The sequence below is a fragment of the Phycisphaerae bacterium genome (genome assembly GCA_017999985.1).
In the GTDB taxonomy this organism is placed as follows: domain Bacteria; phylum Planctomycetota; class Phycisphaerae; order UBA1845; family Fen-1342; genus JAGNKU01.
The window spans coordinates 1-26,562 of record JAGNKU010000004.1; the positions used below are offsets into that span (position 1 = coordinate 1).

The window sequence follows — 26,562 nt, forward strand, 5'->3', positions numbered from 1 at the left end:
CGTTGGGACACAGGTCGTCGCAGTCCGGTGTGCCGTCACCGTCGCTGTCGGTGTCGGGGATGCCGCAACCGCAGGCGCCGGGATCGGTCTTCAGCGGGTCGTTAGGACACAGGTCGTCGCAGTCCGGCGTGCCATCGCCGTCGCTATCCGTGTCGGGCACGCCGCAACCACAAACGCCCGGATCAGTCTTGTTAGGATCGGTTGGACAGCCATCAAGGCAGTCCGCTACGCCATCGCCATCTGTGTCATCATCCGCCACGCCGCAACCGCAGGCGCCAGGATCAGTCTTTAGTGGGTCATTGGGACAAAGATCGTCGCAGTCCGGTGTGCCATCGCCGTCGCTATCGGTATCTGGCACGCCACACCCGCAGATGCCTGGATCTGCCTTGTTTGGGTCGGCAGGGCAGCCATCACACGCGTCAATGAAGCCATCGCCATCGCTGTCGGCTTGGCACTCGTCGGGGATCCCGTTCGTGTCGCAGTCCTGACTGAAGCCGCTGAGAATGTCCTGCGTGTCGTCAATTTGATTCCCGTTGCAGTCGTTTGAAGGGCAGCCGTTCGGATCGACCGGCGTGCCGGGTGGCGTGTCTGGGCAGTCGTCGTTGCAGTCCGCAACGCCATCGCCGTCCGAGTCATCGTCCGCCACACCGCAACCGCAGATGCCAGGATCCGTCTTCAGCGGATCATTGGGACACAAGTCCGTGCAGTCCGGCGTGCCATCGCCGTCGCTGTCGTCGTCCGCGACGCCGCAACCGCAGGCGCCCGGATCAATCTTGTTTGGATCGGTCGGACAGCCATCGAGGCAGTCCGCAACGCCATCGCCGTCCGAGTCATCGTCGGCCACACCACAACCGCAGACGCCAGGATCCGTCTTCAGCGGATCATTAGGACACAGGTCCGTGCAGTCCGGCGTGCCATCGCCATCGCTGTCGGTGTCCGGTACGCCGCAACCACAAACGCCCGGATCAATCTTGTTAGGATCGGTTGGACAGCCATCGAGGCAGTCCGCAACGCCATCGCCATCTGTGTCATCATCCGCCACGCCGCAACCGCAGGCGCCAGGATCAGTCTTTAGCGGGTCATTGGGGCACAGATCGTTGCAGTCCGGCGTGCCATCGCCATCGCTGTCGGTGTCGGGGATGCCGCAACCGCAGGCGCCGGGATCGGTCTTGTTAGGATCGGTTGGACAGCCATCGAGGCAGTCCGCTACGCCATCGCCATCTGTGTCATCATCCGCCACGCCGCACCCGCAGACGCCTGGATCGGTCTTTAGCGGGTCATTGGGACACAGATCGTTACAGTCCGGCGTGCCGTCCCCGTCGCCGTCATCATCCGCCACGCCGCACCCGCAGACGCCTGGATCGGTCTTCAGCGGGTCATTGGGGCACAGATCGTTGCAGTCCGGTGTGCCATCGCCATCGCTGTCGGTGTCCGGCACGCCGCAACCACAAACGCCCGGATCGGTCTTGTTGGGATCGGCCGGGCAGGCGTCGCAGGCATCAATGGCACCATCGCCATCGCTGTCGAGCTGGCATTCATCGGGAATCCCGTTTGCATCGCAGTCCTGACTGAAGCCGCCTAGGATGTCGAGATAATCGGCGACGCCGTTGGTATTGCAGTCGGGGTAGTGTTCCAGACTAACCGGGTTGAGCAGCACCTGCGCCCACGGAATGATGCTGCGGCCGAGGGCCGCGACTCCCGTGCTGCTCGGCGCGGGCGTATACGTAATGGACCCGGCCTCGTCGGCGGTCACAGTCACGGTGGCAACACGTGCCCACTCCGGCTCGATGCCGTAAGGACTCAGGGTCGAGCCGCCCAACTCGTTGATGAAACCAGGACTGATGGTGCCAGACGGGAACACGGTGTAGATCGACCCGTGGCTGATCGCAGTCGCGGTCGCGGCCGCTGCGGGCCAGCCCAGGTCGACGTACATGGAGGAGACGCCGGTGTTGAGTGTGCCGACGTCGCTGGTCCACAACTCGAGGTAGTACGTGGAGCCGACCACCACCCCCGCGACGGAAGTCGGCAGCGTGACTGTCGTTTCGGCGCCGCTCGGGCTACCGACGGCAATCACCTGCAGAACGACATCCTGGCCCCAACACGCGCCGGCCGCCACGAGCAGCATGAGTACGATCGCAGTCGAATAATGCATGACCAAGTCTCCTCGAAGCCGGCGAACTCGCCGCCCAGACGGTCGGCCAGCCGCCGGTCATTCTCGTCTTCGCTACCTTTCAGTCCCTGGAGCTCCGTCGGTGGTTTCCTGGCCGGGCGCGATCCGGCGCGGGCGGCTCTGCGGATCGCCGGCTGCAGGCGCCTGGTGAGCCACACTGGTACCGGCCACGTTGACCGCGTCCTCAGGAATCTGCCCCATGCCATAGGCGGCCAGGCCAATCGCACCCGGCGCGGGCAGGTACACGGCGGTACCGGGGCCAGCCGCGCGGACACGCACCCAGGCCACCCGCGTCCACTCGCCGCTGCCGGTCCCAGGTTCCAGCGTGGAGCCGCCAACATCTTCAAGCACAGAGCCGGTGGGGCCGCCGCTGGCGAACAGTGGCCACAATGCGCCGACCTCAACCAGCTCCGTACGTGCCGTGTGCGTTGGCGGCAGCTCCACGTCGACATAGACCGACGTCAGCCCCTGCCCGCCGACGGTGTCGTCCCGGATCCAGACTTCCACGTAGTACGACTCACCGACCAGCACGCGGGCCAGAGGCGTCGGCAACTCCGCAGTCGCGTCCGCGCTGGACAGATTGGCCACCGGCACGAGTGCTACGCTGACCGCCGCCGCGCGGTCGCGCAGCCCGCCCTGTACGCCGCACGTACGGCAGGCCGGGAACGCCAGCGCCGGGTCAAGGATCGACTTCAGCCACGCCGTCGCGAAGTAGGACAAATCGCCCACCCCGATGAGCGCGTCGCAGTCGAAGTCATAGCTGGCGTCGGCTGGCGGCACGGTCTGCAGCCACGACGTCGCAAACAGCGAGAGATCACCTACGCCCACCACGTCGTCGCCGGTCCCCGGTGGGTCGATGTCGTACACCAACCGGGCGGCGAACATCTGGCCGGCTTGATCCGCAGTGAGCGGGCCATAGCTGCGTGACGGTGGGTCGAACAAGAAGCCGTCGCGGCAGGGCGTGACCGTCTCGGGCTGGCCATACGGCAGCGCCAGCTCGTAGTGGCCGTTCGCGTCGGTCGTCGCGCACAGGCCGCTGTTTTCGCCGCAGACCTCTACGTCCGGCAACGGCGCGCCGCTCGCCGAGGTAATGTCTCCTGCAACCGTGACGGGCGTCTCGCACTCGTCCGGAATGCCGTTGCTGTTGTCGTCCAGACTCGTGCCCGACGCAATGTCGCAGTCGTCCGGAATCAGGTTGATATTGCAGTCCTGGCTCGTGCCGTTGGCGATATCGCAGCTATCGGCAACGTCGTTGCCGTTGCAGTCCACGGGCGGTGGGGCCTCGTCAGCCCCGATGTCCGGCGGGCACAACGGGGCACGGGGCTGACCGTCGAAGTCGGCGGCCAAGGCCGTGTGGCTCGTCAGCGGCGCGGGCGTCGCCGCGTCAATGGCCGGCGAGCCATTCTCGAGGTGGTAATTGCCGTCACCGAGTTTCAGCTCCAGGAAGCGCACCGAGATGAAGTTGCCACCCTCGTCCAGCACCGCGGCGGTACGCAGCGTATTCTGGTATTCCGCGACCACCAGCGGGTCAGCGGAAATGTTGCTCGCGTCATAGCCCGAGGGGTCGGTCAGAAGGCAGTACTCCGGTTGCAGTTGGCTGCCCGGCACACCGCCGGCCACGTGCAGGTCCCAGTACGGCGGATCCCGCGGCACCAGACCACCGATGAAATCGTTCAACGTACCGTCCCACGAGAATGAACGGTTGTGCCACACAGTGTTGTTGACCAACGTGGGATCAGAGTAGTCTGGGTCGATCAGATTGCGCAACGCAGCGCCGTGTTGCGCGCCCGCCAGACCGGCAGGTTGCGGGTCGGAAACCAGGAGGTTGCCGGGCGGGAACGCAACCGACGCGGTGGCCGTGGAGTCGTTGTTGATGATCGTGTTATGAATGATGTTGGCCCGGGCCACATCTTGAAGCGCGATGCCACCGCCCTGATACGCGGACACGTTGTTCACGATCACGTTGTTGAAGATGTTGAGGACGTTCCACTGGCTGGGATCATTGGGCTCGGCCGCGACGTCGGCGCCGTTCACGCCAACGGCCCGGATTCCGCCGCCGCTGCCCGAGCCAGCCAGGTTGCCCATGAGCAGATTCGAGTTGATGGTGACAGAGCCTGTGCCGGGGCTCAGTCCGTCCGCGGCGAATTGCGTACCGACGTACACGCCGCCACCCTCGCCGCCGATGGGGCCGCCGTAGAAGATCTCGTTGAACGCGAAGGTGTTACGGGCAATGGTGCCCTCGTCGCTGAGACCGATATGCGCCAGGCCACCCCCGACGTTTCGCGTGAAGCACCCGCACACGAAGTTGTCTTCGAAGCGGTACGTGTCGGAGCCGCTGAAGATCGTCACCCCCCCGGCGCCGTTGATTCCCCCGTTTTTGGCGATGATGTTGTGGTGAATATACACGTGGTCATTCAGTCCGTTGTTGTCTGACACGCCACACGCAATGCCGCCCGCGTAGGTCCCCTGGTTATTGACGATCTTGTTGTTGCTGACTTCGAAGTCGTCCGCGAACGCCGCCAGGAAAATACCTCCGCCGGACACACCTCCCAACACCGTGAAGCCGTCGATCTGGCCCGGCCCGCCGGTGTCGTCACCCTCGCGGCCGTGGACCAGGATGCCCGGGGCCTCGGTGGCCTCGAAGAAGTCGCCGCCGATCGGCACGAGATCCCCGGCGGCGATCAGGGCGTTGATCTTGTTGTGCCACTGGATGATGCGCTCGGAAGGCACCGGACTGGCGTTGATGAACGTCGAACCGGCTCCGCTGCCCTGGAGCTTCACGTTCTTCCAAACGATCGGGTTCTCGCGGTACGTTCCGGGCTCGACGATGATCAGCGTGCCCGGTGCTGCGGCATCAATGGCCGTTTGAATGGGGGCGGGTGTTGACACCGGCGGCTGAGTCACGTGCACCACGTTGCCGCAGTCGCCGACGTGCAGCGTGATGCCGATGGGTGATGTGAAACCGGTGTCTTCCCGCGTGATCAGCAGTTCTCCCGTGCTGATCAGGTCTGTGTCGACGAGTGCGACAATCTCCGCGTCGCTCCAGCTTGAGATCAGGACCGGGACGCCGCCGACAGTCACCGTGCCCCCGCCGGCGCCAAATCCGAAGTCACGCGGCACCACCGGCTCGCTTCCGGGAACCTCGGGGTCGTAGTCCGGGTTTGACACCAAGATCGTGCCGACCGACGTGATCGTCAGCCCATCGTTGTCAGCGCATACCAGCGGCCCGCCCTGGGGCCCCATCACCGCCTGGATCATCGGTGTACCGGGCGCGGGTTCGCAGTCGAGCGTCCGGTTTGGATAACCCGCGAACGCCGCGACCGGGATGACGGGCGTATCCAGGTACGTCGTCCGACCGGATTCGAAATTGAAGGTGTAGGGCGTCTGGCTGTAATGCGGGTCGAAATAGGGGTCGACGATGAACTGGTTGGGATTGTTGGGGTCGCGGATCGGCCCCGGATGATTCAGCACGAAGTTGATCATGTTCGGCGACACGCCGGTCGGGGTCGGCACGTTGACCGTAAACGTCGAAGGCAGGAGCGCGTTGTAGACGCCGAACTCGTCGCAATACGTGCGCGTAATCTCGTTACCCGCCCAGTCCTGGAAGGAGATCGGCAGCCACGAGGGGGCCTGCTTCTCTCCGAAGACCGGGCTGGTCGGATCAAACTCGGCCGCCAGGTCATTATTGATGAAACCGACGGCGCGGGCCGCCTTGGGCACCTCGGTGAATACGAAGAAGTTCACCGCGGTGTTCTGGGTACCTGAGTGAAAGACCTGCTTGCGGTCGCACAGCGGGCGCTCTTCGCCGGCGAACGGTGCCTCCACGCCGGGGAACAGCGCCAGCTCGGGAGGGACGAGATGTGCGTCACCGACGCATGCCGGTGGCAGTGCCCGATCGCCGGGCTGGTAGGAATCGCCAAAATCGACGTTCTTATCCTCTTCCTTTACGGTTTCGTAACCCGCGGGCGGGACGGCCTCAACGATATAGGCACCCGGCGGAACTCCTGGGACTTCGACCGAATTGCTGGCCATGCCGCCGGGGAAGTGCGATTCGATGGCGAACCCGCCGTCAAATACTCCGGGGCGGATTTGGTTCCAGGTGCCGAAGTTGTCAAAACACTCCGGCGCTGGCTCGCCGTGCACGACGGGGAGATTCTGGATACAACCGCTGGGCAGGTTGTCATCCCAGCTATCCGTCCACACGATTTGGAGCGCGTCGCCAGGCTCAAACTCGCCGTTGCCGTTCCAATCCACGTCCTCGGGACCCTTCGGGCCGGAACCGTCGGCCCAGCCGAGGGGGTAGTTGTCGCGGTCCGCCCGGGTAGGTCCAGCGTCGCCGTCCAAGTCGTCGATTTGTCCGTCGATCGGCAGCAGGTCCTGGTACAAGACGACCTGTACCCGCGGTACACCAGGCTCCCAATCGTCACCGGCCGCGTACGCCGGATCGTCTTCCGCGCGGGTCACGGCATAGTAGACGATGCCGCTGATGCCACCACTCTCGCCCGGGCCGTAGTTGGTCTTCCCCCAATCGATCACATTCGTCTGGCCGAGATACAATTGCATGCCCTGGAGCAGAAATGCGCCGGGAGCCTCATCCGTCCGCATTGCCGTGCGCGACAGGTTGTTGCCCGTGTTTGGGTTCGCCTCTTCCTGCGGCTGAGGATTGAGCTTGCCGCGCGAAGGCATGTCCCAGCCGTCATCGGGCGGAATGTCGCCACCATAATCAACAATGTTCGTGTATCCGGTGTCTTTGAAGCGCGCGAAGTCCACCTCGACTACAAGCCACTTGAAGAACGGGAACACCTCCTCGAAGCTGTAGTCGCCCATCATCGTCGTCGTGGTTGCCTGGTAGATGGTGCCGTCGCGGAAACGGAGATTGACCGCCTGGTCCGGCATGCCCATCTCGCCCGGATCCCGAAAGCCATCCTGGTCTTCGTCAAAGAAGACACTGCCCTCGAGCGTCCCGAACCACGCGAATGCGAGCACATTGCTCAGATCGATATCCCAGTTCCCTTGGGCATCTGGAATCGTGACGGTGTTGAACCCGAAGATGGAGTCCAGGTACCGGTCCCACGTAACGAGCTGGTACGTTCCGGCCGGCACGCCCGAGATCACGAAGTTGCTGCTGTCGTCGCATGCGGCGGCGTAGACGCCGCGCCGCGAGAAACTCTCGTTCAGCCCGACCCAGGCGTCGCGTACCGGCGCCCCGGGAAAGAAGCCCTGCAGTTGCGGGGGGCGCGAGAAGTGATTGTAAACGACTCGGCCGCTGATGGTCCCCGTGGGCTCACCGGGCTGCTGGAGCTCGGCCAGCACGTCGAACTCACGTACGAAGCCCATGAAGACGTGATACGCGGCGGGCCCAAACTCGACAAACACCGGTGGTTCGTTCGCCTTCACCCAGGCATCAATGGTGGGCGTCCCCTCGATGGTGGTGGTCTGAATCCAGCCCTCACCCGCCGGCGGAACCAGCACGATTCCGTACTTGCCGGGCGGGAGGTACTTGACCAGCGCTTCACCGGACTGGTCGGTCGTAATGATGCCGCTGCCCATCATGTCCACGATGGGCGTACCATCATTCGGATCGAGCAGCGGCTGCCCCGCGCCGTCATATGCGTAGGTCGTGCCGAGCGGGTTGCCGAATGCGTCCTGGCTCAGCGCCCCCAGCAGATCCGAAATGACGACGGTGAATCCTGGCAGACCCTCCTCGGTCGGCACCTCGGGCGCGTTGTTGATGGGCCAGTTGTCGTGGAACGCGAGAATGGAGATCTGGGCGGTCGGGACCGGAAACGCGTTGACCACCACCCGGACACTCGTCTGGCCGACCGCGACTGCGGCCCCGCCCATCGTGAACCCTGCGTCGGGCATCACGGACAGGAAATAGCGGCGGTCCGCCGGCGCGTCGATGGAGACCATGCCGGAATCCGAGTGCCCCGCAGCCACCACTGGCGCGTAACTCTTGTGAATCAGGACCGCCGGCGGGGCAGTCACCAGCGCGCCGGCCACGACCGCATCGGTGTTGTCCTCCTCCAGCAGCCAGCGGAATCCACCAACAGGTATGCCCACCCGATCTGTGACCGTGACCTCCAGGGCGAACGCCGGCACTGCGAGCGCGGCCATTCCCAATGCGACAAGTGCCGCGCACGGCCCACGCGCTCGACGTCCGTGTCGCAGACGTCGTTTCGTTTCGGAGTGCATCACCATTACCATCCTTTCCGCCGTAACTCAGGAACGTCAGTGTCCGGTCCCTGAGCCCGGTCTCCCGTTCTGGGACGCCTGTCCTCAGGCATCCGCGGCACCATCGACATCGCCCCGCTTGAGGTGACCCTCCCATTGCGCCCGAGTATGGTGTGCCCGCGCCAGAGCCGCCAAAACCGGCGCGACCTGCTCCGGACTGGCGTTGGGCAAGTACACCGTCGCGCCGGCGGCGCACGCCCGCCGTTCAACGTGCTCGCTATGTGGGGCGCCAACGGCGATTATGTGGATGGCGCGCCAGCCACTTGCGAGGAACTGGATTAGCCGCACCGCTTCGTCCGCCCGGGTGCCCAGATGTACGATCACCACGCCCGCTTGGAGACGCTTGATGTCTCGGAAGGCCTGCTCTGCGTCGGTCGTGCACACCACAGTGCGATCCGCGGTGGCATCTCGGTTGAGCCCGACGCAATCCAGTCGTACCTCTACGATGGCGACTACATCAGGTCTGTCCTGCACTTGAATGTTCACTTTCTTTTCACCGCCACCCAATACCGTTTGGCCTTTCACACCGGGTAGCGGTGCAGCACACGCTGTGCCAACCGCGCGGAAATTGTCGGCGTTGATGCAAATCGCGTGCATTTAGCTGGTTAGCGCTCGATCGGCGTAGGCCCGTGATGGCGATCCAAGTGCCCGGTTGAGAACGTGATGTACCCTCAGCTCGCGGGCTGATTTGCGGAAGTGCCGCCAGACGTGCGGTTTAGTGTCGACTGGTAGGTTTCGTGCCCGTGGTGCGTTTTGTTCCAGGGGCGGGCGAGCGGGCGCCAGGATGGCTCCCGCGGTCTCGATGCGTCGCGATGTGATCGGCAAACAACCCCCAGAGCAGCCGGACGAAGTACTTCAGCGCCCCCGTGCGCCGCCGGGAGCTAGCTGGACCGCGCGCGGTCCAGGTCCTTCAGTTGATGACGCGCGAGCATACGGGCCAGGCGGTGGCGCTCAATGCCCAGCAGCTTGGCAGCGAGCGACTTATTACCGTGGGTTGTCCGTAGCGCACGACGCAGGAGGCAGCGTTCCGCGGCCTCCAGGGTTACGACGCGTCGCCGCCCACTGCTGGATTCCGCCGCCGCCGGAGCGCTGCGCCGGAATACGTCCCGCAGCGCGCGCGGCAGATCGGCAGCCGTAATACACTCGGACGCGCAGAATGCAACGGCGTGCTCGACTGCGTTCCGCAGCTCGCGCACGTTGCCCGGCCAGCGGTACCCGAGCAAGGCCGCCCGCGCAGTGTCCGCAAGTGATTTGGCGGGCTCGTCATACGTCTGTCCCAGCTCCGCCAGGAAGTGGTTCGCCAGCGGCAGAATATCGTTGGGCCGGTCCCGCAACGGTGGGACATCGAGACGGACAACGTTCAAGCGAAAGTAGAGATCTGGGCGAAACTGGCCACGGGTGACCATTTCGGCGAGGTCACGATTGGTGGCAGCGATGATGCGAACATCGACCGCGATCGGTGCCACGGCTCCGAGTGGCACGACCGCGCCGTCCTGCAGACAGCGCAGAAGCTTGGCTTGCAGGTCCAGCCGCAGCTCACCGACCTCGTCAAGAAAGAGGGTGCCGCCGTCGGCGGCGCGAAAGAGGCCCAGGGTGGCGTGCTCCGCTCCCGTGAAGGCGCCCTTGGCGTGCCCGAAGAGCTGCGACTCGAACAGCGTATCGCGCAGGGTGGTGCAGTCCACCGTCACGAACGGTTTGTCCCGCCGCGGGCCGGCCGCATGGAGGTGACGGGCAGTCAGCTCTTTGCCACTCCCAGACTCGCCGCAGATCAGCACGGTGCTGGAACGACTGCAGACCGCCTTGATCCCTGACCACAACTCCAGTACGCAGCCGTCGCTACCGACCAGCCTCGGCACCACTGGGCTGGACGGTGCGCGGGGCGACTCTCGCTGGGCGCTGACTGCGTACATGGCACCGCTCCTGAAATGTACCTGTGGCCATTGACAAGGGTCCGGACCGATGCTCCGCGGTGTTACCAGACCGCCGGCACCGGCTGAATCGCTGCCTGACCCTGCTGTTTCCTTCGACCCTCTGTATCGTAGCCTGAGCCAGACCCACCTCCACCAACCACCGGCTCGGAATATTGCCTAGGGCAACGCCCTAGCCCGACTACTTGAGACAGCGCGGCCTCCACGGCCCCCAAATCCGCGCCCGCCCGCCGGGACCTCCTCGTCCCCACCGCGCGGGAACCACGGCCAACGGGACGCCGCTTAGTGGATTGGCGGAGGCTGGTCGACGAGCGGGCCGGGCGCGAGGCCGGGGCGGACATCAGCGGCTCGCGACCGCTGCACGAGCTGCCCCAGCTCGATGATGGACTCCGCGCCGAGCTTGAGCATAATGTGACCGCGGTGAACGTCGACCGTCTTGCGGCTGAGGCCCAGCTCTGCCGCAACTCGCTTCGCAGGCATTCCGGTCACCAGCAGGTCCAGCACCTCGCGTTCACGGGGAGTGAGCGACCGCAGGCGCTCGGTCGCCGCCGTCCGCTGGGCTGCGGCCAGTCGCAGGCGCGCGTCGAGTTCCAGCGCGTCACGAACGTGTGTCAAAAGGACCTTGGCCTTGTAAGGCTTCTGAACGAAGTGCACCGCGCCAGCCTTCATGGCCCGGACGACCTGTTCCACGTTACCGTGGGCCGAAATGATGATCACCGGGATCGCTGCGCCGGCGCGCCGCAATACGTCTTGCAGCTCCAGCCCGTCCATGCCTCGCATGCGGATGTCCAGCAGCAGGCAGCCGGGCCGAGACGGATCGTAGTGCTCGAGAAACCTCCGTCCATCCGGAAAGGTTTCGGCGCGCATGTTGGTGGACTCGATCAGCCGCTGCAGTGACTCGCGCACGGCGTGGTCATCATCCACGATGAATACTGTCGCATCAGGACTCATCTATCGCGCCTCCCGCGTCGGCCGGCAACGTGAACCGGAACAGAGCGCCCCCGCCCGGCCGGTCGCACGCCCACAGGCGCCCCCCATGGGCCTCGACGATCGACCGGCTGATCGACAGTCCCAGGCCCATGCCCTCCGGCTTCGTGGTATAGAACGGCTCGAACAAGCGTTCGCGCGTCTCGGGGGGCAGCCCTGACCCTGCATCGCTTATTGCAACCTCGACCAACCCATCGCCGGTCCGCGTGGTCTCAATCGTCAGCCGCCGCGCCGCTTGCGGTAGCTCGGACATCGCCTCGATCCCGTTCTGCATCAGGTTGGTGATTGTCTGAACAATCTGGATGCGGGCGGCATGGACCGCAGGCAATCCCGCGGTCAGCCTCAGTTGCAGCCCCACGTGCCGGTACTGTAGCTCGAAGCTCAACAGCTCGACGGCCTCGCGCACGAGCGCGTTGACGTCGACGCGGCTCACTCTCGTATCACCCTTGCGTATGAAGGCGCGCAGGTGCTCGATGATTCCACCGGCGCGCTCCGCCTGTGCCGCAGCCCGAGCAAGGTCATCGAGCAGAATCTGTGGACGCAGCACCCCGTTCTGGATTCGTGCCCGGCACGCCTCGAGGTAATTCACAATGGCGACGAGCGGCTGGTTCAACTCGTGGGCGAGCCCCGCGGCCATCTCACCCATCGTGCCCAGGCGCGCCACGTGCGCCAGCTCGGCCTGCCGGCGGCGCGCTTCCGCCTCGGCACGCACGCGGGCAGTGACGTCCCGGCCGGAACCGATGATGTGCGTGACCTGCCCGGACTCGTCGCAGACCGGCGCCGCGATCAGTTCGAGCAAGCGCTCGTTGCCCGCGGCATCGGCACACGCGTGTGTAACGGAAACGGGTATGCGTTTTGCCGCTACCTGCGTCGCGAGGCAGGCTCCTTCCGCAGCCTTCGGTCCACCGGCGGAATCCCGCTCTGTGGCGCTGCAGGTGAACCAACGGAGACCCGCTGGCACGCCGCCGGGGAGATTCTGAGCGGCCCGGTTCGCGAGCGTGACGCGGTTCTGGCGGTCGATCACAAGCACCGCCTCCGGGATCTGATCAACGATCATCTGAAGAAAGCGCTGCGAGCGGCGCAGCTCATCTTCTGCGGCCTTACGCTCGCGGATGTCCGTTACCACCGCGAAGCTGCCGCGCCAGCTCCCATCGGCGTCCCACAGTCCGCGCGGCGAGACCAACACCATCACCGGCCGGCCCTGTCTGTCGGCGAGCACGAGTTCGTACGAACGCGACTGCCCGCGCCGGCGATCCTGGAGCTGGTCCGCGAGAATGGCGCGATTGGCCTGGTCGAAAACGATTTCGTCGGCCCGCCGGCCGATCAGATCCTGCGGCCGAAACCCCAACATGTCGCACAGGCGGTGGTTTGCGTAGGTGAGCGTTCCCGACTCGTCTTGCACCGCCAATCCCTCGTTCATCGTTGCTACGAGCGTTTGGAAGCGAGCCTCGCTGGCGAGTAGCTCGTGGGTTCGTGCTTCCGCCAGATGCCGCGCCGTAACCAGAGCCGGGGTCATGCGGCAGAGAAAGGCGATCGCGCCGCCAAGTAACATGACAATCGCGGCGATCCCCCAGACCGACCCACGCCCCGGTGCGCCGACGGCCGCGAGCTGCTCCGCTTCATCGTAGAACAGCGCAACGTACCACGGGTCGCCTCCGGGGGCTTTGACCGGAGCCCAGACCCCGGTGCGTGACTCCGCATGGAACAGCTGCGGCACTCTTGCGAAGAAGGCCCGGGGCCCGTGCTGCCGCAGCTCGTCGCGGAGCCACGTTTCCAGGTCGAACGACAAGCGGCCGTTTTGAAGCAGCGTTCCATCCGCGCCCACCAGCACGCAGGCCTGGCCCCGGTCACCGTGCTGCAGAATTTCCGTGAGGTTCGTCAGCGGCGCCATGCCCGCGACGATTCCCAGCAGCTCTTCCGCCGCGCGCCAGGGGACCGAAACGACGATCCCAGACGCGTCGACACAGAGATTGACCGGCATGCTGATCAGCGTTTCCAGCGTCGGGTCCGCGGCGAAGCGGCGGATGTGCTCAATGTGAACCGCATACTCCTCCTGCTCGCGTTCGAGAGCATGCAATTCTTCGACGCCGCGCAACTCGTCCCCTTTCTCAAAGGTCTTGAAAGGTCGGCGGGTGCCATCGAAGTAACGCTCGATCACGTAGATCTCGGCCAGCCGATGCCGACGGTAGTTGCCCTCGTAGATCGCCTGGAGGTGGCTGTGCGCGGTCGGAGACTGGTGCGCCAACTCAGGGTCGGCGCTGACCAGCCGAAGCCAGAGAACGACTTCATCCAGGTAGGCCGCGACTTCCTGTTGCGTTGCGCTGAGCCGAAGCTGGAAACGTTCTTTCGTTTGGGCCCGGGCGCTGGCACACTCCCGCTCATTCATGATCACGATGACGACGGCGACCGCGGCCGCTGACACCGCGCTGACCAATCCGATGCCGTGCAGCACACGTCGCCCCGCGGCCCGCTTCGCCGCCCCCGACACAGCACCGGTAACTGTGCTCGACGCCGCTACATTCCACATGGTCACGTCCTTCGGCGTGTTGACCGGCGACCGGCCCGGGTCCCGGCAAGGGGTAGAGAACGAAGATGGTGCTCGCACCTTCCAGGGGGCGGCCCCGGAGTCACGCTGTCAAGCCCTTCGACAGAGTATAGTAGCCCAGCCGGTGATGGACGAAGAATGGCGACTCGCTTCTGAGTACAACCGAAGCCCTGGAGGCTGTCGCCAAGCTCGACGAACCCCTGTGCATACGGAAAATGTCATGCGCGTCCGCCAGCCGGCGGACCCGGCGCCGGATGAGTCGCCGCAGCGGCGGCTGGTGTGGCCGTAGGGGTAAGCGTCCGGCGGACCCCATCTTCAATTCGACAATCGGTACGGGCAGGATGTCTCCGTGATCAGCGGAGACCGGTATGGCGCGCGGCACGCCACGGGATCTGAAGAAAGAAGAGTTCTGGCGACGGCGGCTGGGGGCGCAGGCCGGCAGCGGGCTGTCGGTGCGGGCCTGGTGTCGGCGGCACGGGGTGCGGGAATCGGCGTTCTACTGGTGGCGAACACGCTTGGCTCGCCGGGACGCGGCAGCACCGTGCGGGTCAGTCCACGTGCCGCCGCCGCTGGTGCCGGTGCAGGTCATGGCGGACACAGCGCCGGCAGCAGCGCAACGGATTGAGATCGTGCTGCCCGGCGCGCGGTGTGTGCACGTCTTCGGGCGTGTCGAGCGGCAGATGCTCGCCGAGGTCTTGGCGGTGCTGGCCACCAGCGCCCCCGCGGCGGAGGCGTCGGGATGCTGAGGCTGCCCAGCTTCGGAGAACTCGATCAGGGTCTGGGCGTGAGAAACCGGATACGGGCGTCACGACGAGCGGCGCCAGCTTCCATGTTGACGCGTGCGTCGTTTGCGCTCCCGAAACAGCCCCAATCGCAAGTGCCTGCGACAGCGAGAGTTAATCCGCCCGGTACTTGCGCCGATCATCAGAATCATCGGCGCAAGCACCCGCTGCCGGACAAGTTGATACGAGAGTCCGTTTGGACGCCTGTGAGGCCAGCGCTAGAGCCGCGACGGTCTGGACCGTTTCATCGTCACTTGAAGCAGGGCGAGCTGCTGTCAGGGGAGATAGTGCTCGGCCGTCAAGGTCGCGCGCGGAAGGAGGGCAGCGCGAAGAAAACCGAGAACCAGCCCGATCACGTTCGTCACTGCGCCTCCGTTCAGATTCTGTCAGGCGAAACCGTAGCTGATCGGGTAGCAAGAGGCGAAACGCGCAAGTCTCTGCCAGATTACGCGGAGCGAGTTTGGGGGAGGGGCAGGATCGAGACGCCGTCCACCGACACGGGCAGGCAAGCCACTGTCAAAAATGCGGCAAGATCGCTCGGGTGCCGCATAATCCCGAGGACTTGTACAATGTCAGAACATCCCCCGACAGCCTAGCCGGGTGGACGTCAAGTGAAGTGGCGAATCAAGGTTGAGACAAATCATGGCGCGAAGCCTGTCCGTCATCGTCGCGATGAGCGTTCTCGCGGGCGGGCTTGCCAACGCGACTCCACCGACGCCGGCCATAGCGCTGACGCTAATACCGTGCGATCCGCGACCTCTTCGAGCCGTTCCCGTGCCTGTACCTGCTGGAAGGCGGGTACAGCCCACGCAGCGTTGAGCTTGGAATTGACGCCATCTGCGAATAGCCACCGCGGGCGACGAAGACTGCCCCCAACGCCTGTCACCGGGCAGGTCAATTCGATCCTCACGCGCTCTCGGCGAAGGTCGATCGGCAGAACGCCGTAAGTCCTGGCCCACAGACGGGTCCGCAACTCGCGGGCGGGAGGCCGCGCCGGTACCGCAACCGAACTGCCGATTCAGGCAGGTTCCGGGCAATCGTCGGCCGGCCGACGCGCCTTGGCTTCCGGCCTGTACGTAGCTCCTCCACCCAGCGAGAATACGCTTGCGGCGTGACGATGCCGATCAATTCCGCGACGTTGTGGTTGAGCTCCTGGTCAATCGCCAGCAGCCGGGCGCGGTCGTCCGGGCCCGGGATGACCCGGTTGCCGCCCAACTTGCGACGGAGGATCTCGACTTGGGCTTTCAGAAAACGGATGCGGGCGTCCCGACCGGCGGCGCCCGCTTCAAGGGTGACGCGCGAGTCGTTTGCGCTCCCGAAACAGCCCCAATCACAAGTACCTGCAGCAGCGAGAGTTAATCCGCCCGGTACTTGCGCCGATCATCAGAATCATCGGCGCAAGCACCCGCGGCCGGATAGTGAGGTCTTGAAGGACGCCGTCGCGGCGGCGACGGCAGCGCGGTCACCAAGCACCGCCCGCAGGAAGAACGCGATCGCGCTCGCCACGCGCATCACGGCCTCTCCGTCCGGGTGATGTGAGACCGAAGCGTGCGGGGCCTGCCAAGCGCCCCTACCCGAGCAAAATTTGGGCTGATCGGGCTACTCGATCTCCAATATCGCCGCTGTCTCGATTCGCACCGGACCCAGCAAACCTGACTCGAGCAGCGGGGAGTCCTGCCTCCACAGGCGCCAACTGGTGAACGTGTAGCGACCCGTGGGACTTGGCTTGTCACCCTGGAGCCAATCGGGCCAGCGCTTGAGTGTTCCGTCCGGATTGCGCTCGCTGTCTTCGGGCAACTGCTCGTCGCCGATCATGCGGTTAGGCCATAGGTTGGTGACGCGGATTTCCAGTACGTTGGCGCCGGCCTGAACAGATGGCGTGACGTCGGCGCGATACGGTGTCTTCCAGAGCGTGCCGACATCCCTGCCGTTCAACCTGACCTCGGCGACGACGGCTACGCGGCCCAGATCCAGATAGAGCTTCCGGCCCGGGCTCAGCATCTCCGGCGGCACGTCGAAACTGCCGCGATAAATGACGGTGCCCGAGTAGTACCGAACACCCGGGTCATCGTGCAGAGTCCATGACTTCATCTCAGGAAGCGTTAACCGATCCGGAGCTCCCCAGCCCGCCGCAAAGCTCAGGTCCCACGCGCCTGTGACCTCCAGCGGCGGCGTGATGGACGGGACTTCGACCACCTGTGTCCGACCGGATGCCCAGCGCACCTCGTACCGACCCGGCTGCGAGGCCGTGAGCGTCAGGCGACCCTCCGCTGAAACGCTTAAGAGCGCTGGGGTCGGTGGCGGCACAATGAGGCGGATGGTCTCCGGATCGGTCGCGCTTGCCGCCTGCGCGACACCGTCCAACGTGTATTCCACGCGCAGGGTCTTCACGACCATGTACGCCGGGTCATCGCCTTCGGCCATCCGGCTCACGCGGAACTCGTAGACGCCTTCGTTCGCGAGCTGCTGCACCTTGGCAGTCACGTCCCGTGTGCGCTCCTTGTCGCCCGGCACGCCGTAACTCGCGGAGCGCACTGCGATCTCGTGGAGCGCAGTCTGCAATCGGATGGTCTGTGGATCAGTGCCGGTGGCGACGCGCGGCCGGCCGTCGATGGTGTACTCGATGTGCAGGGTCTTCACGATGCCGTAGGCCGGATCGCCATCACGGGCCAGCGAAGCAACCTGGAAGGCGCGCGTGCCGCGCTCGACCAGTTGCTGCACTGCCGCGGTCACGTCGCGGGTCCGCGCGGTATCCCCGGGGACGCCATACGTGGCTTTCTGGACCGTGAGCTTCGCCAATGGTGCGGCGGGCGGCGGAATGGGCTGGCCGTCGCGCGTCAACGCGACGGCGTGGTCGGTGCTGGCGGTGTCAGCCCGGAAGACAACGAACACGGATTCCGCCGGGCCAAGCCAGAGTGGCATGCGTGTCCGGCCGCCGACTTCCTCGTATATCGGTGCCGGCTCGATCAGCCCGGTCTCGGGCTGCCAGAGTTCGGGCCGCCGACCCTGCACGCGGAACGTGCACATCGCCGCGGTCGGGCGCGCGTCACCGTTTGCCACGAAGTAGAGCTCTACGTCGTCGAGCGTGCGATGGATGAAACGCGGCTCGACTGCACCGCCGGCGACCTGTGCCTCGAAGTCCGGCGGTACGCCCATATCGGCGAGGACCGCCTCGGCTGACTGGCCACACACGACCTTGCCGGCACCGACAGCATGCGTCACCTGCGTCTTGCCGTCGCACTCACCCCATAGCTCGCGGGCCAGCTCGGCCACTTCCGCGTCACAGCGCGGGTAGTCCGTCAGGCTCGGCGACTTGAGCGGGCGGTTGCCAAGCACCGTCAGGCCGGCCTCCGCCAGTTCCTTCACACGCCGCAGCAGCGTCGGCGTCATCGTGTCCACCGGCGGCAGCACCAGCAGCCGATAGCGCATGCTCTCGGAAAGGACGAGGCACTTGTCCTCCACCCGGCTGCGTGACAGCAGCACCTCCGGCGGACACGCGTCGAAGTTGTAGCCACGCCGGCGCGGCGGGTTGTCCGGCACCATGGCCGTCGGCGGGACAAAGTGTTGCGGTGAGCCCTCGGGGGCCAGGTAGCAGATGTCGGCGACGAACTGCCCTTGTTGCAGCAGGTATTGGCAGCGCGACAGGTATTCATGCCACGACCTGGACTGCTCCCACCACGTCTGCGTACGTTCATAGTGCAGGCCCCAGGGTCCCATCGACATGCCGGGGCGGCGATCCGCCCACGGCTGCAAGGCGTAGCGGTGGAACACAAACCGGTTAACGCCCTCGCAGAAGGCCCAGTCGCCCATCGCCTTGATCGAGCCGGGATGCTCGCGCCATTTCTCGTTGCTGTCCGCGGTGAACGCCTCGGCCCCCAGAATCGGCTTGCCGTACACGTGGGCCGCCGATGCCATCACCGTGCACGTGTCCGCGGCGCCGTACGGGGCGTAGGACCAGAATTCGCACATCGGTTCATCGGCGCGGCCAGCGTAGGCCATGTCGTCCGCGGGCTCGCCGTACGCTTCGATCGACAAGCGCAGGCCGTGCTGGTGCGCGAGCGTCCGCATGTGGCCGGCGTAGTTCTCCACGAGCAGATCCGAGATCGTCTGGCGCAGGTCCCACAGAAAACGCTCGGAGACCTCGAGGGACTCGACCACGCGGCCACTCAAGACCGGCAGAAATGGGAGCAGGTCGTAGCCGCGGAGGCGCTGGAACTCGGCACGCATGCGGGCCGTCCAGTTCTGCGAGCCCACCTCCCAGCTGTCGATATGCGTAGCCACCAGCGATTTGCCGGTCAACGGCCCAACATCCGCCACGAGCTTCGCCATCAGACCCGCGAAGTGCGCTTCGATCCCCTCCCGGCAGAGCTTGTCACACTCCAGTCCGCGGCCGACCGGCGGCGCGGGCAAGTTGACCGCCCCCGTCGTCGTGTGGCCGAAACGCATGATCAGCCATTTCCCCTCCGGCGCGGCCCAGGAGAGCTTGCCATCCGGTCCGCACTGGCTGGTCAGGTCGATGATCCGCTCGCGCGCGATGACGGCTTCCAGCGGACTCGCTGGCCACGCACTGCGCGGCGGGATTGGCCGCATCGCAAATGCGGCCTTGCCCTCGATGTCCTCGATCCGCTGTGGCGTACTGCCGGCGGCTTCGGCGCTGGGCACGGGAAACGCGAGCACGACGATATCACGATAGAAGTCCGCCAGCGCCTGGGGTTGCGGCAGCACCTCATCCAAATGGCGCGGCCCCTCGACCGGCATTTCCGACCAGACTACCTTCTGCATCGACTGCTCCGGCGTGATCCATGGTCCGCCACTGCCGCACCAGCCGGCGTCGTCGTTCATGTTGACCTCGAGGCCAAGGCGGGCGGCCTCCGCACAGACGTGCTTGAACAGCTCGCGCCAGGGCGGCGTCGCAAAACCCGCCGGCCCCTCCGGCGCGCCTTGATCCACCTCCATGATCAGGACGCCACCGATGCCCACGCGTGCCATCGCCTCCAGATCAGCCGTGATGCCCTCCCGCGTGATATTGCCGTTGAGCCAGAACCAGTAGACCCACGGCCGCGCGGCGGGCGGTGGATGCTGAAAGCCCTGCGCGAGTTGCACCGGGTCCGGCGCCGCGAGGGTGGCGTGCCCCAGCGCGAGACATACGGCCGCAGTGCAGGCGATCCCCAGATCTCGTCGCATTAACGCCATGGCTTGACCCTCGCGCGTGCCCGGGCGGCGGCCCCTGCAAAGCGGGATTGCCGGGAAGATGCCGACCGCGCACTTGGAACCCGGGCGTCGACGCAGTATAGCTGTTGTGGCGCACGTGCGCAAGCGTGATTCGGCGAGGCTATCTTGGCACCGGATGTTTCGGCGTCGCGAGGTGATCGGCATGCGTGATCGACGGAACGAAGTCCGTCCATCCCAATCACCAGCAAGTTGGGGGCATTCGGCGGCCCGGCCGGACGCTGCCCCTGTTCGTAGGCCTGCACGTCGGCGTCCCGCGCCCTGCGGACAACTTCGCTCAACGCCTCCGCCCAGCGTTGGACCTGCTTGCCGTCCAGGTGCGTGTCCCAGTCCTCGTTCAACGCCAACGCGGCCTGATCGAAGGAGTGCAGCGCGCCTTCGCGCGCCAGCCGCCGCGCCGCCCGCGGCGTCAGCGGAACTTCTCCGATCAACCCCCAATCACGCACCTGAGGGGAAAAAAGAACCGCCGCAAGCCCGACAACGCGCGTGCTGCTTACGCACCACCACCCGCCCGTGCCGTGACTGCACCTCCGGCTGTGTCTCTTCTTTCTCCAAGTACACCTGTCGATACTGAAAATGTCATCCGCCCCTTGTGGAGCAACGGACGCTCGGGTCGGCGCCGCGGCGCAGCCCGAGCGCGCCGCCCGGTCAGCGTCTCGAGGGCCGCGAAGCGGCTGTCTCTGCGGCAGAGGCGCGCAATGTCCGCGTGTCCTGACTTCAGGACCGACGAGCGCAGGCTGTGTCAGGCCGCTCGCGTGTACCGATGATGCTGCCCCCCTACCTGCGGAATCGCGATGACGCGCCCACGGCTGGGCAGCTCGACGTTACGCGGTTGGGCGCATTCCGTTCGAGCGACAAGTGGCTTCGCGCTTGGTGATAGTACGCGAAGTAGTCGGTGAGTATCCGCAATAGGTGAGCCTCATTGAAGACGATCACGTGATCCAAGCACTCGCGCCGGATCGAACCAATCAGTCGCTCGACATACGGGGATTGCCACGGCGAGCGGTACGCGATCACGACCTCGTCGATGCCCAGGTGCTTGACGCGCTCGCGGAAGTCTTGGCCGTAGATGCCGTCATGATCCCGGATCAGGAAGCGCGGCGCCTCGTCAAAGGGGAAGGCCTCGACGACCTGCTGCGCGGTCCAGCGCGCGGTCGGACACGGGATGACGTTGAAGTGCACGATCCGGCGCCGGTCATGCCGCAGCACCAGGAAGCAATACAACAAGCGCAAGCTCATGGTTGCGACCACGAAGAATTCGATCGCAACGATGTCCGGCACGTGGTTTTCCAGAAACGCCCGCCAGGTCCGGGAGAACGGCTTGCGGTGGCCGGCGGTGCGATTCCTCACGTTCGAATCGGCCACGTCGTGTTCGAGCAGAGTCGACTCGAACTGCGTCCGCGGCGCGCCCCCACGCGGCGCACAACCTGAATTGGCCGCTCCTTCCAGTTCGCGTCGCCCACGCGGTAGAATCGCCTTTGCCTGTCGTGCTCGATATCGCAGCGGAGGACGATCCGTGAACACTGCGCGCTGCTTGCTCGTTGTATTGCCATTGTTGCCGCCGACAATGGCAGCCGGGATCGAACCGTCATCACCCGCCATAGCGGCCAGCGAGTTTCTTGACGCTGCCCGCTTCGGCTGGCCACTATCAGTCCGTTGTAGAAGTCCTTTTTCTTCGCCGGCCTATGCCGCGCGCACGCGTTCGGCCGTCGGCGCGGGTGGAGCGCCGAACAGCGCCGCGAGTCGGTTCCATAGTCCGTCTGGCCGCCTCAGGGCACGCAGCCAGCCGGCGCAGGCCTCCGCGGCCGCCCGGGCCGCGTCCACCCAGCCACGCGGCGTCCCAAACCCGGTCACTTTCCGCATGATCAGCCCCAGATTGAACGCGGCCGTGTGGATCAGATAGCGTTTTGCGATCTTCACCCGCCCCTTGAGCCAGACCCGCCGCATGCCACCATCATCCAGCGCGTGTTCGAACGTCCGTTCCACATATTCGCCACGCCGGCGATGCAGGCGTTTGGAACGCGCCCGCTTTCGCCGCCGGCGGTTGCGGTACACCGCCTGCTGCCCGCGACGCTTGTATTCCTGCTCATCCGGATCCTCTGCCGTCCAGCGCTGCCGCCCGCGGTCCGGCTCGGCGATGTAGCCGCGGATGTCCAGCTCTTCCAGGTTCACCAGGGTCTGCGCACTGTGGTAACCCTTGTCCTGCACCGTCGCCTGGAGGTGCAGCTCGTCCTGTGGATCCGCCACCCCGTGGGCCTGGCAGGTCGCCTGCACCTGGGCGTCTTCGCGGACGTCCTGCAGCGAGGTCGCCGCCTTTTCCAGCGTACCCCACATCGCGGTCGTGGCCCCCTCGTTGGCCAGGTGAATTTCGGCCGCCACGATCGCCCCCGTGTCCAGGTCCACCGCGTGCTCGTTCTTGTAGGCGAAATGCGTGCGGCCATCCTTCATCTTGGTGATCTTCGCTTCGGGATCGTTCGGATTGAACCAGTCATCATTACTCGCGCTCTTGTCCTTCCGCTGGCGATCGAACTTCGCCAGCTCCTCCGCCGTCGGCGTTTCAATCCCCGACGCCTTCGCCAACTCCGTCAGGAACTCGCGGTAGCTCTGCCCGCTGTCCCGCCGCACGATCGACTTCAACGCCGCATCCGCCTCCAGCGTGCTGGCATCGATGCCCAACGTCTGCCCTTTCAGCAAACCCTGCTCCGTCAGCCGCTTGAGCACCCAGTCGAACACCGCCTGGTGCGTCTCCAGGTCGATCCGGTTCCGCGTCCGCGACAGGCTGGAATGGTCCGGCGCGCCTTCGTCCACCCGGTAGCCCAGGAAGGCCCGCAACGCCAGCGAGTCGGCACAGCGCCAGGCGATCTCCCGCTCGCTGTCGAGCTTCTCGAAATAGCCCAGCATCAGCATGTGGAAGTACACCCCCGGCGGAATCGACGGGCGCCCCAACTTCCGGGCGTAGAATGGCTGACAGGCCGCCGCACAGAACGGGTCGAACCCGGCCGCTGCCCGCAGAGCGTTGAGCTTCTGGTAGAACGGGTGGGCCGGCGCGGGGGCCAGCCGGTCGGTCGCGATCCAAAAGTCCGCCTGCCGCTGCGCGGGCCGCTGTCCCATCGCCATCACGCCATCCTCCGTAACCTTTCGAACGGGCCGCATCCTAGCATTTCTAGTGCCCGCCGTCAAGGGGACTTTTGCAACGGACTGCCTGGCAGACCCTGCAGGGGCGCGGCGAGACGCACGCACCTCTCGATTCATTGGGGAGATTGAGCGGCATCGAGCAGCGCGGTGACCCGCGCCGCTGTCTGCTGCACTTCGAATTCGCGCTGGCCACTTCGTTTTGCCAGGACGCCAAGGGCGGTGCGCAGCCGCGTGGCGGCTTCGTCGCGCTGCCCGGACAGCGCCAGGCATTCGGCGAGTTGAAGCTCGGACAGCGTCGAGGGAACGGACTCGGGGGCCAACTTCTGGCACTGAATCTCCAAGCTGTGGCGCAACAGCTCTTCAGCGGCAGGATACTCTCTTTTGTCCGTGAGCACGCTACCCAGCGCGGCGAGCGCGTCGGCGATGTCGGGATGCGCATCGGGGAGTCGGGCCTGCAAGATGGCGAGTGCTTGGCGCGCATGGGTCTCCGCCTCGGTCGTCTCCCCCTGAGCGCGATCGATCCTGGCAAGCAGCACAAGCGCCGTACCCACTTCAGGATGATCTGCACCCAGTCCGCTGCGAAACAAGGCCAGCCCCTCGGTAGCCAAGGGCGCGGCGCCAAGCACATTCCCTTTCTTGAACAGGATACCGGCCAAGTTCAGCAGGCTCGAAGCGATATCCGGATGCTGTGGGTGAAGCAGTTTTCGGCGAATTTCCAGAGCAGCGCGATGCAAGCGTTCTGCCCCATCCAGATCGCCGCGCGCCGTCATTAGCAGTGCCAAGTTGCTCATGATGGTGGCCACGAACGGATGTTCGGCGCCTTGGGTGCCCTGCCAGGCACCCAGGCCCTGTTCATAAAGCGGCTCCGCTGCGGCGTAGTCGCCACGGGCATACAGCACGGTGGCCAGGCTGTTCAGCGTCCTGGCGACGTCCGGATGCTGTTCACCGAGGAGGCTCTTGCGCATTTCCAGCGTGCGCCGTAGGAGGGTCTCTGCCCGCTCGTACTCCCCTTGGTTGAGCAGGCAGACGGCGAGGCTGTTGAGTGCATCGGCGATGCTCGTGTGCTGCTCGCCCCAGCGCGTCGTACGCAGCGCGAGCACCTGCTCGTACAGCTGCGCCGCCTGCGCGAAATCGCCCCGCGCGTTGCAGACCCGCGCCAGGCTGGCCAGGGCGTCGGCCCGTGCTACCGCGGCGCTGGCGCCAGTGGGGTAGCGTGCCAGGGCCTGGCGCAGCGTGCGCTCGGCCTCGGGGTATCGGCCGTTCTCAATCAACACGTCGCCCAAGTCCTTCAGGACGCCGGCCAAGGCGGCCGCGCCGGCCGCGTGTTCCTGGCGCAGCGCGACACTTTGGCGAAGTTGTCGCTCGGCGGCGTCGTACAGCCCAAGGCGACGGTAGGCCTGCCCCAGAGTCTGCTGCACATCGGCAAGGATCTCGGGCTGACCGCGCAATTCGTCGGTGGCGCGAGCGGCAGCGCGGTCCAGCAGCTCGCGGACCGGCACCGTGTGACCCGATCGCTCGGGGTCAATCGAAGTCAGCGTCTGCTGCAGAAACTGGCTGGCTTGCTGAGCGGCTCGCGCTTCGGACGCGGCGCGCCCGTACAGCCACGCCATGCCCACGCTGGCGACTACCAACACGAGAAGCAGCGCGCCGAGCAGCGCCGCGGGCGCCTTGTGGCGCGCGACAAGCCTACCGAGTAAGTAAAGCTGACCGGGTGGACGGGCCCGAATGGGGAGTTTTGCGAGGTAGCGCTCTAGATCTTCGCGCATGGCAGCCGCGCTGGCGTAGCGGCGCTGTGGTTCCCTTTCCAAGGCTTTTCGCGTGATGGTATCCAGGTCGCCGCGCAGCCGCCGGTCCACGATGCCGGGCGGCACCGGTTCATGCTCGCAGATCAGGCGCAGCGCTTCGCGCAGCGAACAGTCCGCGATCTCGACGGGCCGGTGACCGGTGAGGAGCTGGTAGAGGATCACGCCGAGTGCGTACACGTCGGAGCGCGCATCCACGGAGCCCGAGGTGCCGGCCAGCTGCTCCGGGCTCATGTAGGCGAGCGTGCCAAGGAGCTGACCGTCCTGCGTCATTTCGCCCACCGCGGGGAGCCCGTCGCGGGTTTCCCGCGCAATGCCGAAATCCAAGACCTTGGGCTGCCCAGCCGCATCCACAAGGACGTTCCCCGGCTTCAGGTCGCGGTGAATGATGCCGCGTTCATGCGCGTGTTGGACCGCGTCGCAGACGCGGGCGACCAGCCGAACCCGCTCGGCGAGGCTACATTGCTGGCCCGTGACGTATTCCGTGATGGGAATGCCCTCGACGTACTCCATCACGAAGTAGGGCAGTTGCGCGCGGCCGATCTGGGCCGTGCCGGCTTCGTAGATGTGGGCGACCCCCGGATGGTGCAGGCGACCCAGCAGCTCGACTTCGTGCGCAAAACGCTGTCGCGCCGCGGCCGCCGGCAGGCCCAGCCGGATGAGTTTGAGGGCCACACGCCGATGCGGCTGGTCCTGTTCGGCCTCGAAGACGATCGCCATCCCCCCCTCCCCGAGTTTTTTGATGATCCGGTAGTGACCGATACTCTGGGGTAGCTGGCTCTCGATCTCCTCTGGCGCGGCGGCCAGTCCCAACCACGCCTGAAGGCGCGCCGGGTCGCTCAGCGACGAAGGCTGGGCATCAGCCGCCAGCATCTCCGCGACGCTGTTGCGCATTTGAGGGTCGCGTGCGCTGAGTCGAAGCAGGTATTGGGCCTGACGCTCGGGCGGGAGTTGGCAGGCCCGCAAAAAGGCGTGTTTGACTCGCTGGTAGCGCTCAGGCGTCATCACTGCGGTCCTTGCGCAACTCGGCCCCCAGCCACGCGCGCGCCGTTCGCCATTCACGTTCGATGGTGGCCTTGGAGGACCCGATGACCTTGGCGACCTCGTCGACCGTTAGCCCGGCAAAAAAGCGCAGTTCAACGATTTGGGTTTGCAGCGGGTCGAGCGCCGCGAGCCGCGTCAAGCACTCGTGCAGATCAAGCAGATCGATTTCCACAGCCTCGTCGGGTGAAATCAAGCCTTCGAGCGCGACTCGGCCGCAACGCCGGCCACGTTTCGCCGTGCGTCGGGCACGTACATGATCCACAACGATCTGCCGCATCGCCTTGGCGGCGACGGCAAAGAAATGTCCCCGCCCTTCCCACCCACCCGCAGGCGAGCCAGCCAGCCGCAAGAACGCCTCATGAACAATGGCGGTCGCGTTCAGCGAACGCTCACCGCCGCGCTCGCGCAGGTAACTCTGCGCCAGTGCGCGAAGCTCCTGGTAGACTAGTGGCAAGAGCTCCCGGGCGGCCGCCTGGTCGCCGCGGCTGACCAGCTCGAGGCAGTGGGTCACGTCAGGATTGGGTCGCGGTGTTCCCATCGTCCATCTGCCACGTCGCACCCCGGGCAGCAACCATTTTACAGTGCTGGCCGCTCCGACAGGGCGCGGTTCGCGGCGGCCACTCGCCTCTTCGGAACCGCCGGGGCGACTTCCCGAGTCATTTTTGATGGGGTCTGGGCCTTGTTGACGTGATTGTCCTTGGAGCAG

The 26,562-nt window shown here is 65.6% G+C and carries 11 protein-coding genes and 1 pseudogene; 1 reads left to right on the forward strand and 11 read right to left on the reverse strand.

The genetic code is table 11. From position 1 onward, the window contains the following. The 6 genes from KA383_06605 to KA383_06630 all read right to left on the reverse strand — a co-directional run. Positions 1-2,152, reverse strand: a 2,152-nt coding sequence (locus KA383_06605) for a thrombospondin type 3 repeat-containing protein (GenBank protein ID MBP7745788.1), incomplete at its 3' end; no start/stop codon positions are given. A 72-nt stretch (positions 2,153-2,224) separates the two neighbouring features. After that, positions 2,225-8,287: a hypothetical protein gene (locus KA383_06610; protein ID MBP7745789.1), complete on the reverse strand. Its 6,063-nt coding sequence runs from the start codon at positions 8,285-8,287 to the stop codon at positions 2,225-2,227. Between the two features lie 162 nt (positions 8,288-8,449). Continuing rightward, positions 8,450-8,890, reverse strand: a complete 441-nt coding sequence (locus tag KA383_06615) for a hypothetical protein (protein ID MBP7745790.1) — start codon at positions 8,888-8,890, stop codon at positions 8,450-8,452. Positions 8,891-9,285: 395 nt separating this feature from the next. Next, on the reverse strand, positions 9,286-10,314 hold the full coding sequence (locus KA383_06620) for a sigma 54-interacting transcriptional regulator (GenBank protein MBP7745791.1): 1,029 nt from the start codon (positions 10,312-10,314) through the stop codon (positions 9,286-9,288). Between the two features lie 300 nt (positions 10,315-10,614). Then, positions 10,615-11,283 carry a response regulator transcription factor gene (locus tag KA383_06625; GenBank protein ID MBP7745792.1) on the reverse strand — a complete coding sequence of 223 codons (669 nt, stop codon included), beginning with the start codon at positions 11,281-11,283 and terminating at the stop codon, positions 10,615-10,617. Next, a complete protein-coding gene (locus KA383_06630) occupies positions 11,273-13,846 on the reverse strand; it encodes a PAS domain S-box protein (protein ID MBP7745793.1) in 2,574 nt (857 codons plus the stop codon). The genes KA383_06625 and KA383_06630 overlap by 11 nt, the downstream gene beginning before the upstream one ends. Positions 13,847-14,232: 386 nt before the next feature. Here KA383_06630 and KA383_06635 point away from each other — a divergent pair, with 386 nt between their 5' ends. Beyond that, the gene (locus KA383_06635; GenBank protein ID MBP7745794.1) at positions 14,233-14,610 is read left to right on the forward strand and encodes a hypothetical protein; all 378 of its coding nucleotides are present in this window, start codon (positions 14,233-14,235) and stop codon (positions 14,608-14,610) included. Positions 14,611-16,245: 1,635 nt separating this feature from the next. Here KA383_06635 and KA383_06640 read toward each other — a convergent pair. From KA383_06640 to KA383_06660, 5 genes and pseudogenes are all read right to left on the reverse strand, one after another. After that, positions 16,246-19,839, reverse strand: a complete 3,594-nt coding sequence (locus tag KA383_06640; protein MBP7745795.1) for a hypothetical protein — start codon at positions 19,837-19,839, stop codon at positions 16,246-16,248. A 778-nt stretch (positions 19,840-20,617) separates the two neighbouring features. Beyond that, positions 20,618-20,910 (reverse strand): annotated as a pseudogene (locus tag KA383_06645) (integrase core domain-containing protein). Between the two features lie 648 nt (positions 20,911-21,558). Continuing rightward, positions 21,559-23,028 carry a transposase gene (locus KA383_06650; protein MBP7745796.1) on the reverse strand — a complete coding sequence of 490 codons (1,470 nt, stop codon included), beginning with the start codon at positions 23,026-23,028 and terminating at the stop codon, positions 21,559-21,561. A 95-nt stretch (positions 23,029-23,123) separates the two neighbouring features. After that, entirely contained in the window at positions 23,124-25,817 is a 2,694-nt protein-coding gene (locus KA383_06655; GenBank protein MBP7745797.1) for a serine/threonine protein kinase, read from the reverse strand. After that, the gene (locus KA383_06660; GenBank protein MBP7745798.1) at positions 25,807-26,394 is read right to left on the reverse strand and encodes a sigma-70 family RNA polymerase sigma factor; all 588 of its coding nucleotides are present in this window, start codon (positions 26,392-26,394) and stop codon (positions 25,807-25,809) included. Before KA383_06660 ends, KA383_06655 begins: the two co-directional genes overlap by 11 nt. Positions 26,395-26,562 lie beyond the last annotated feature (168 nt).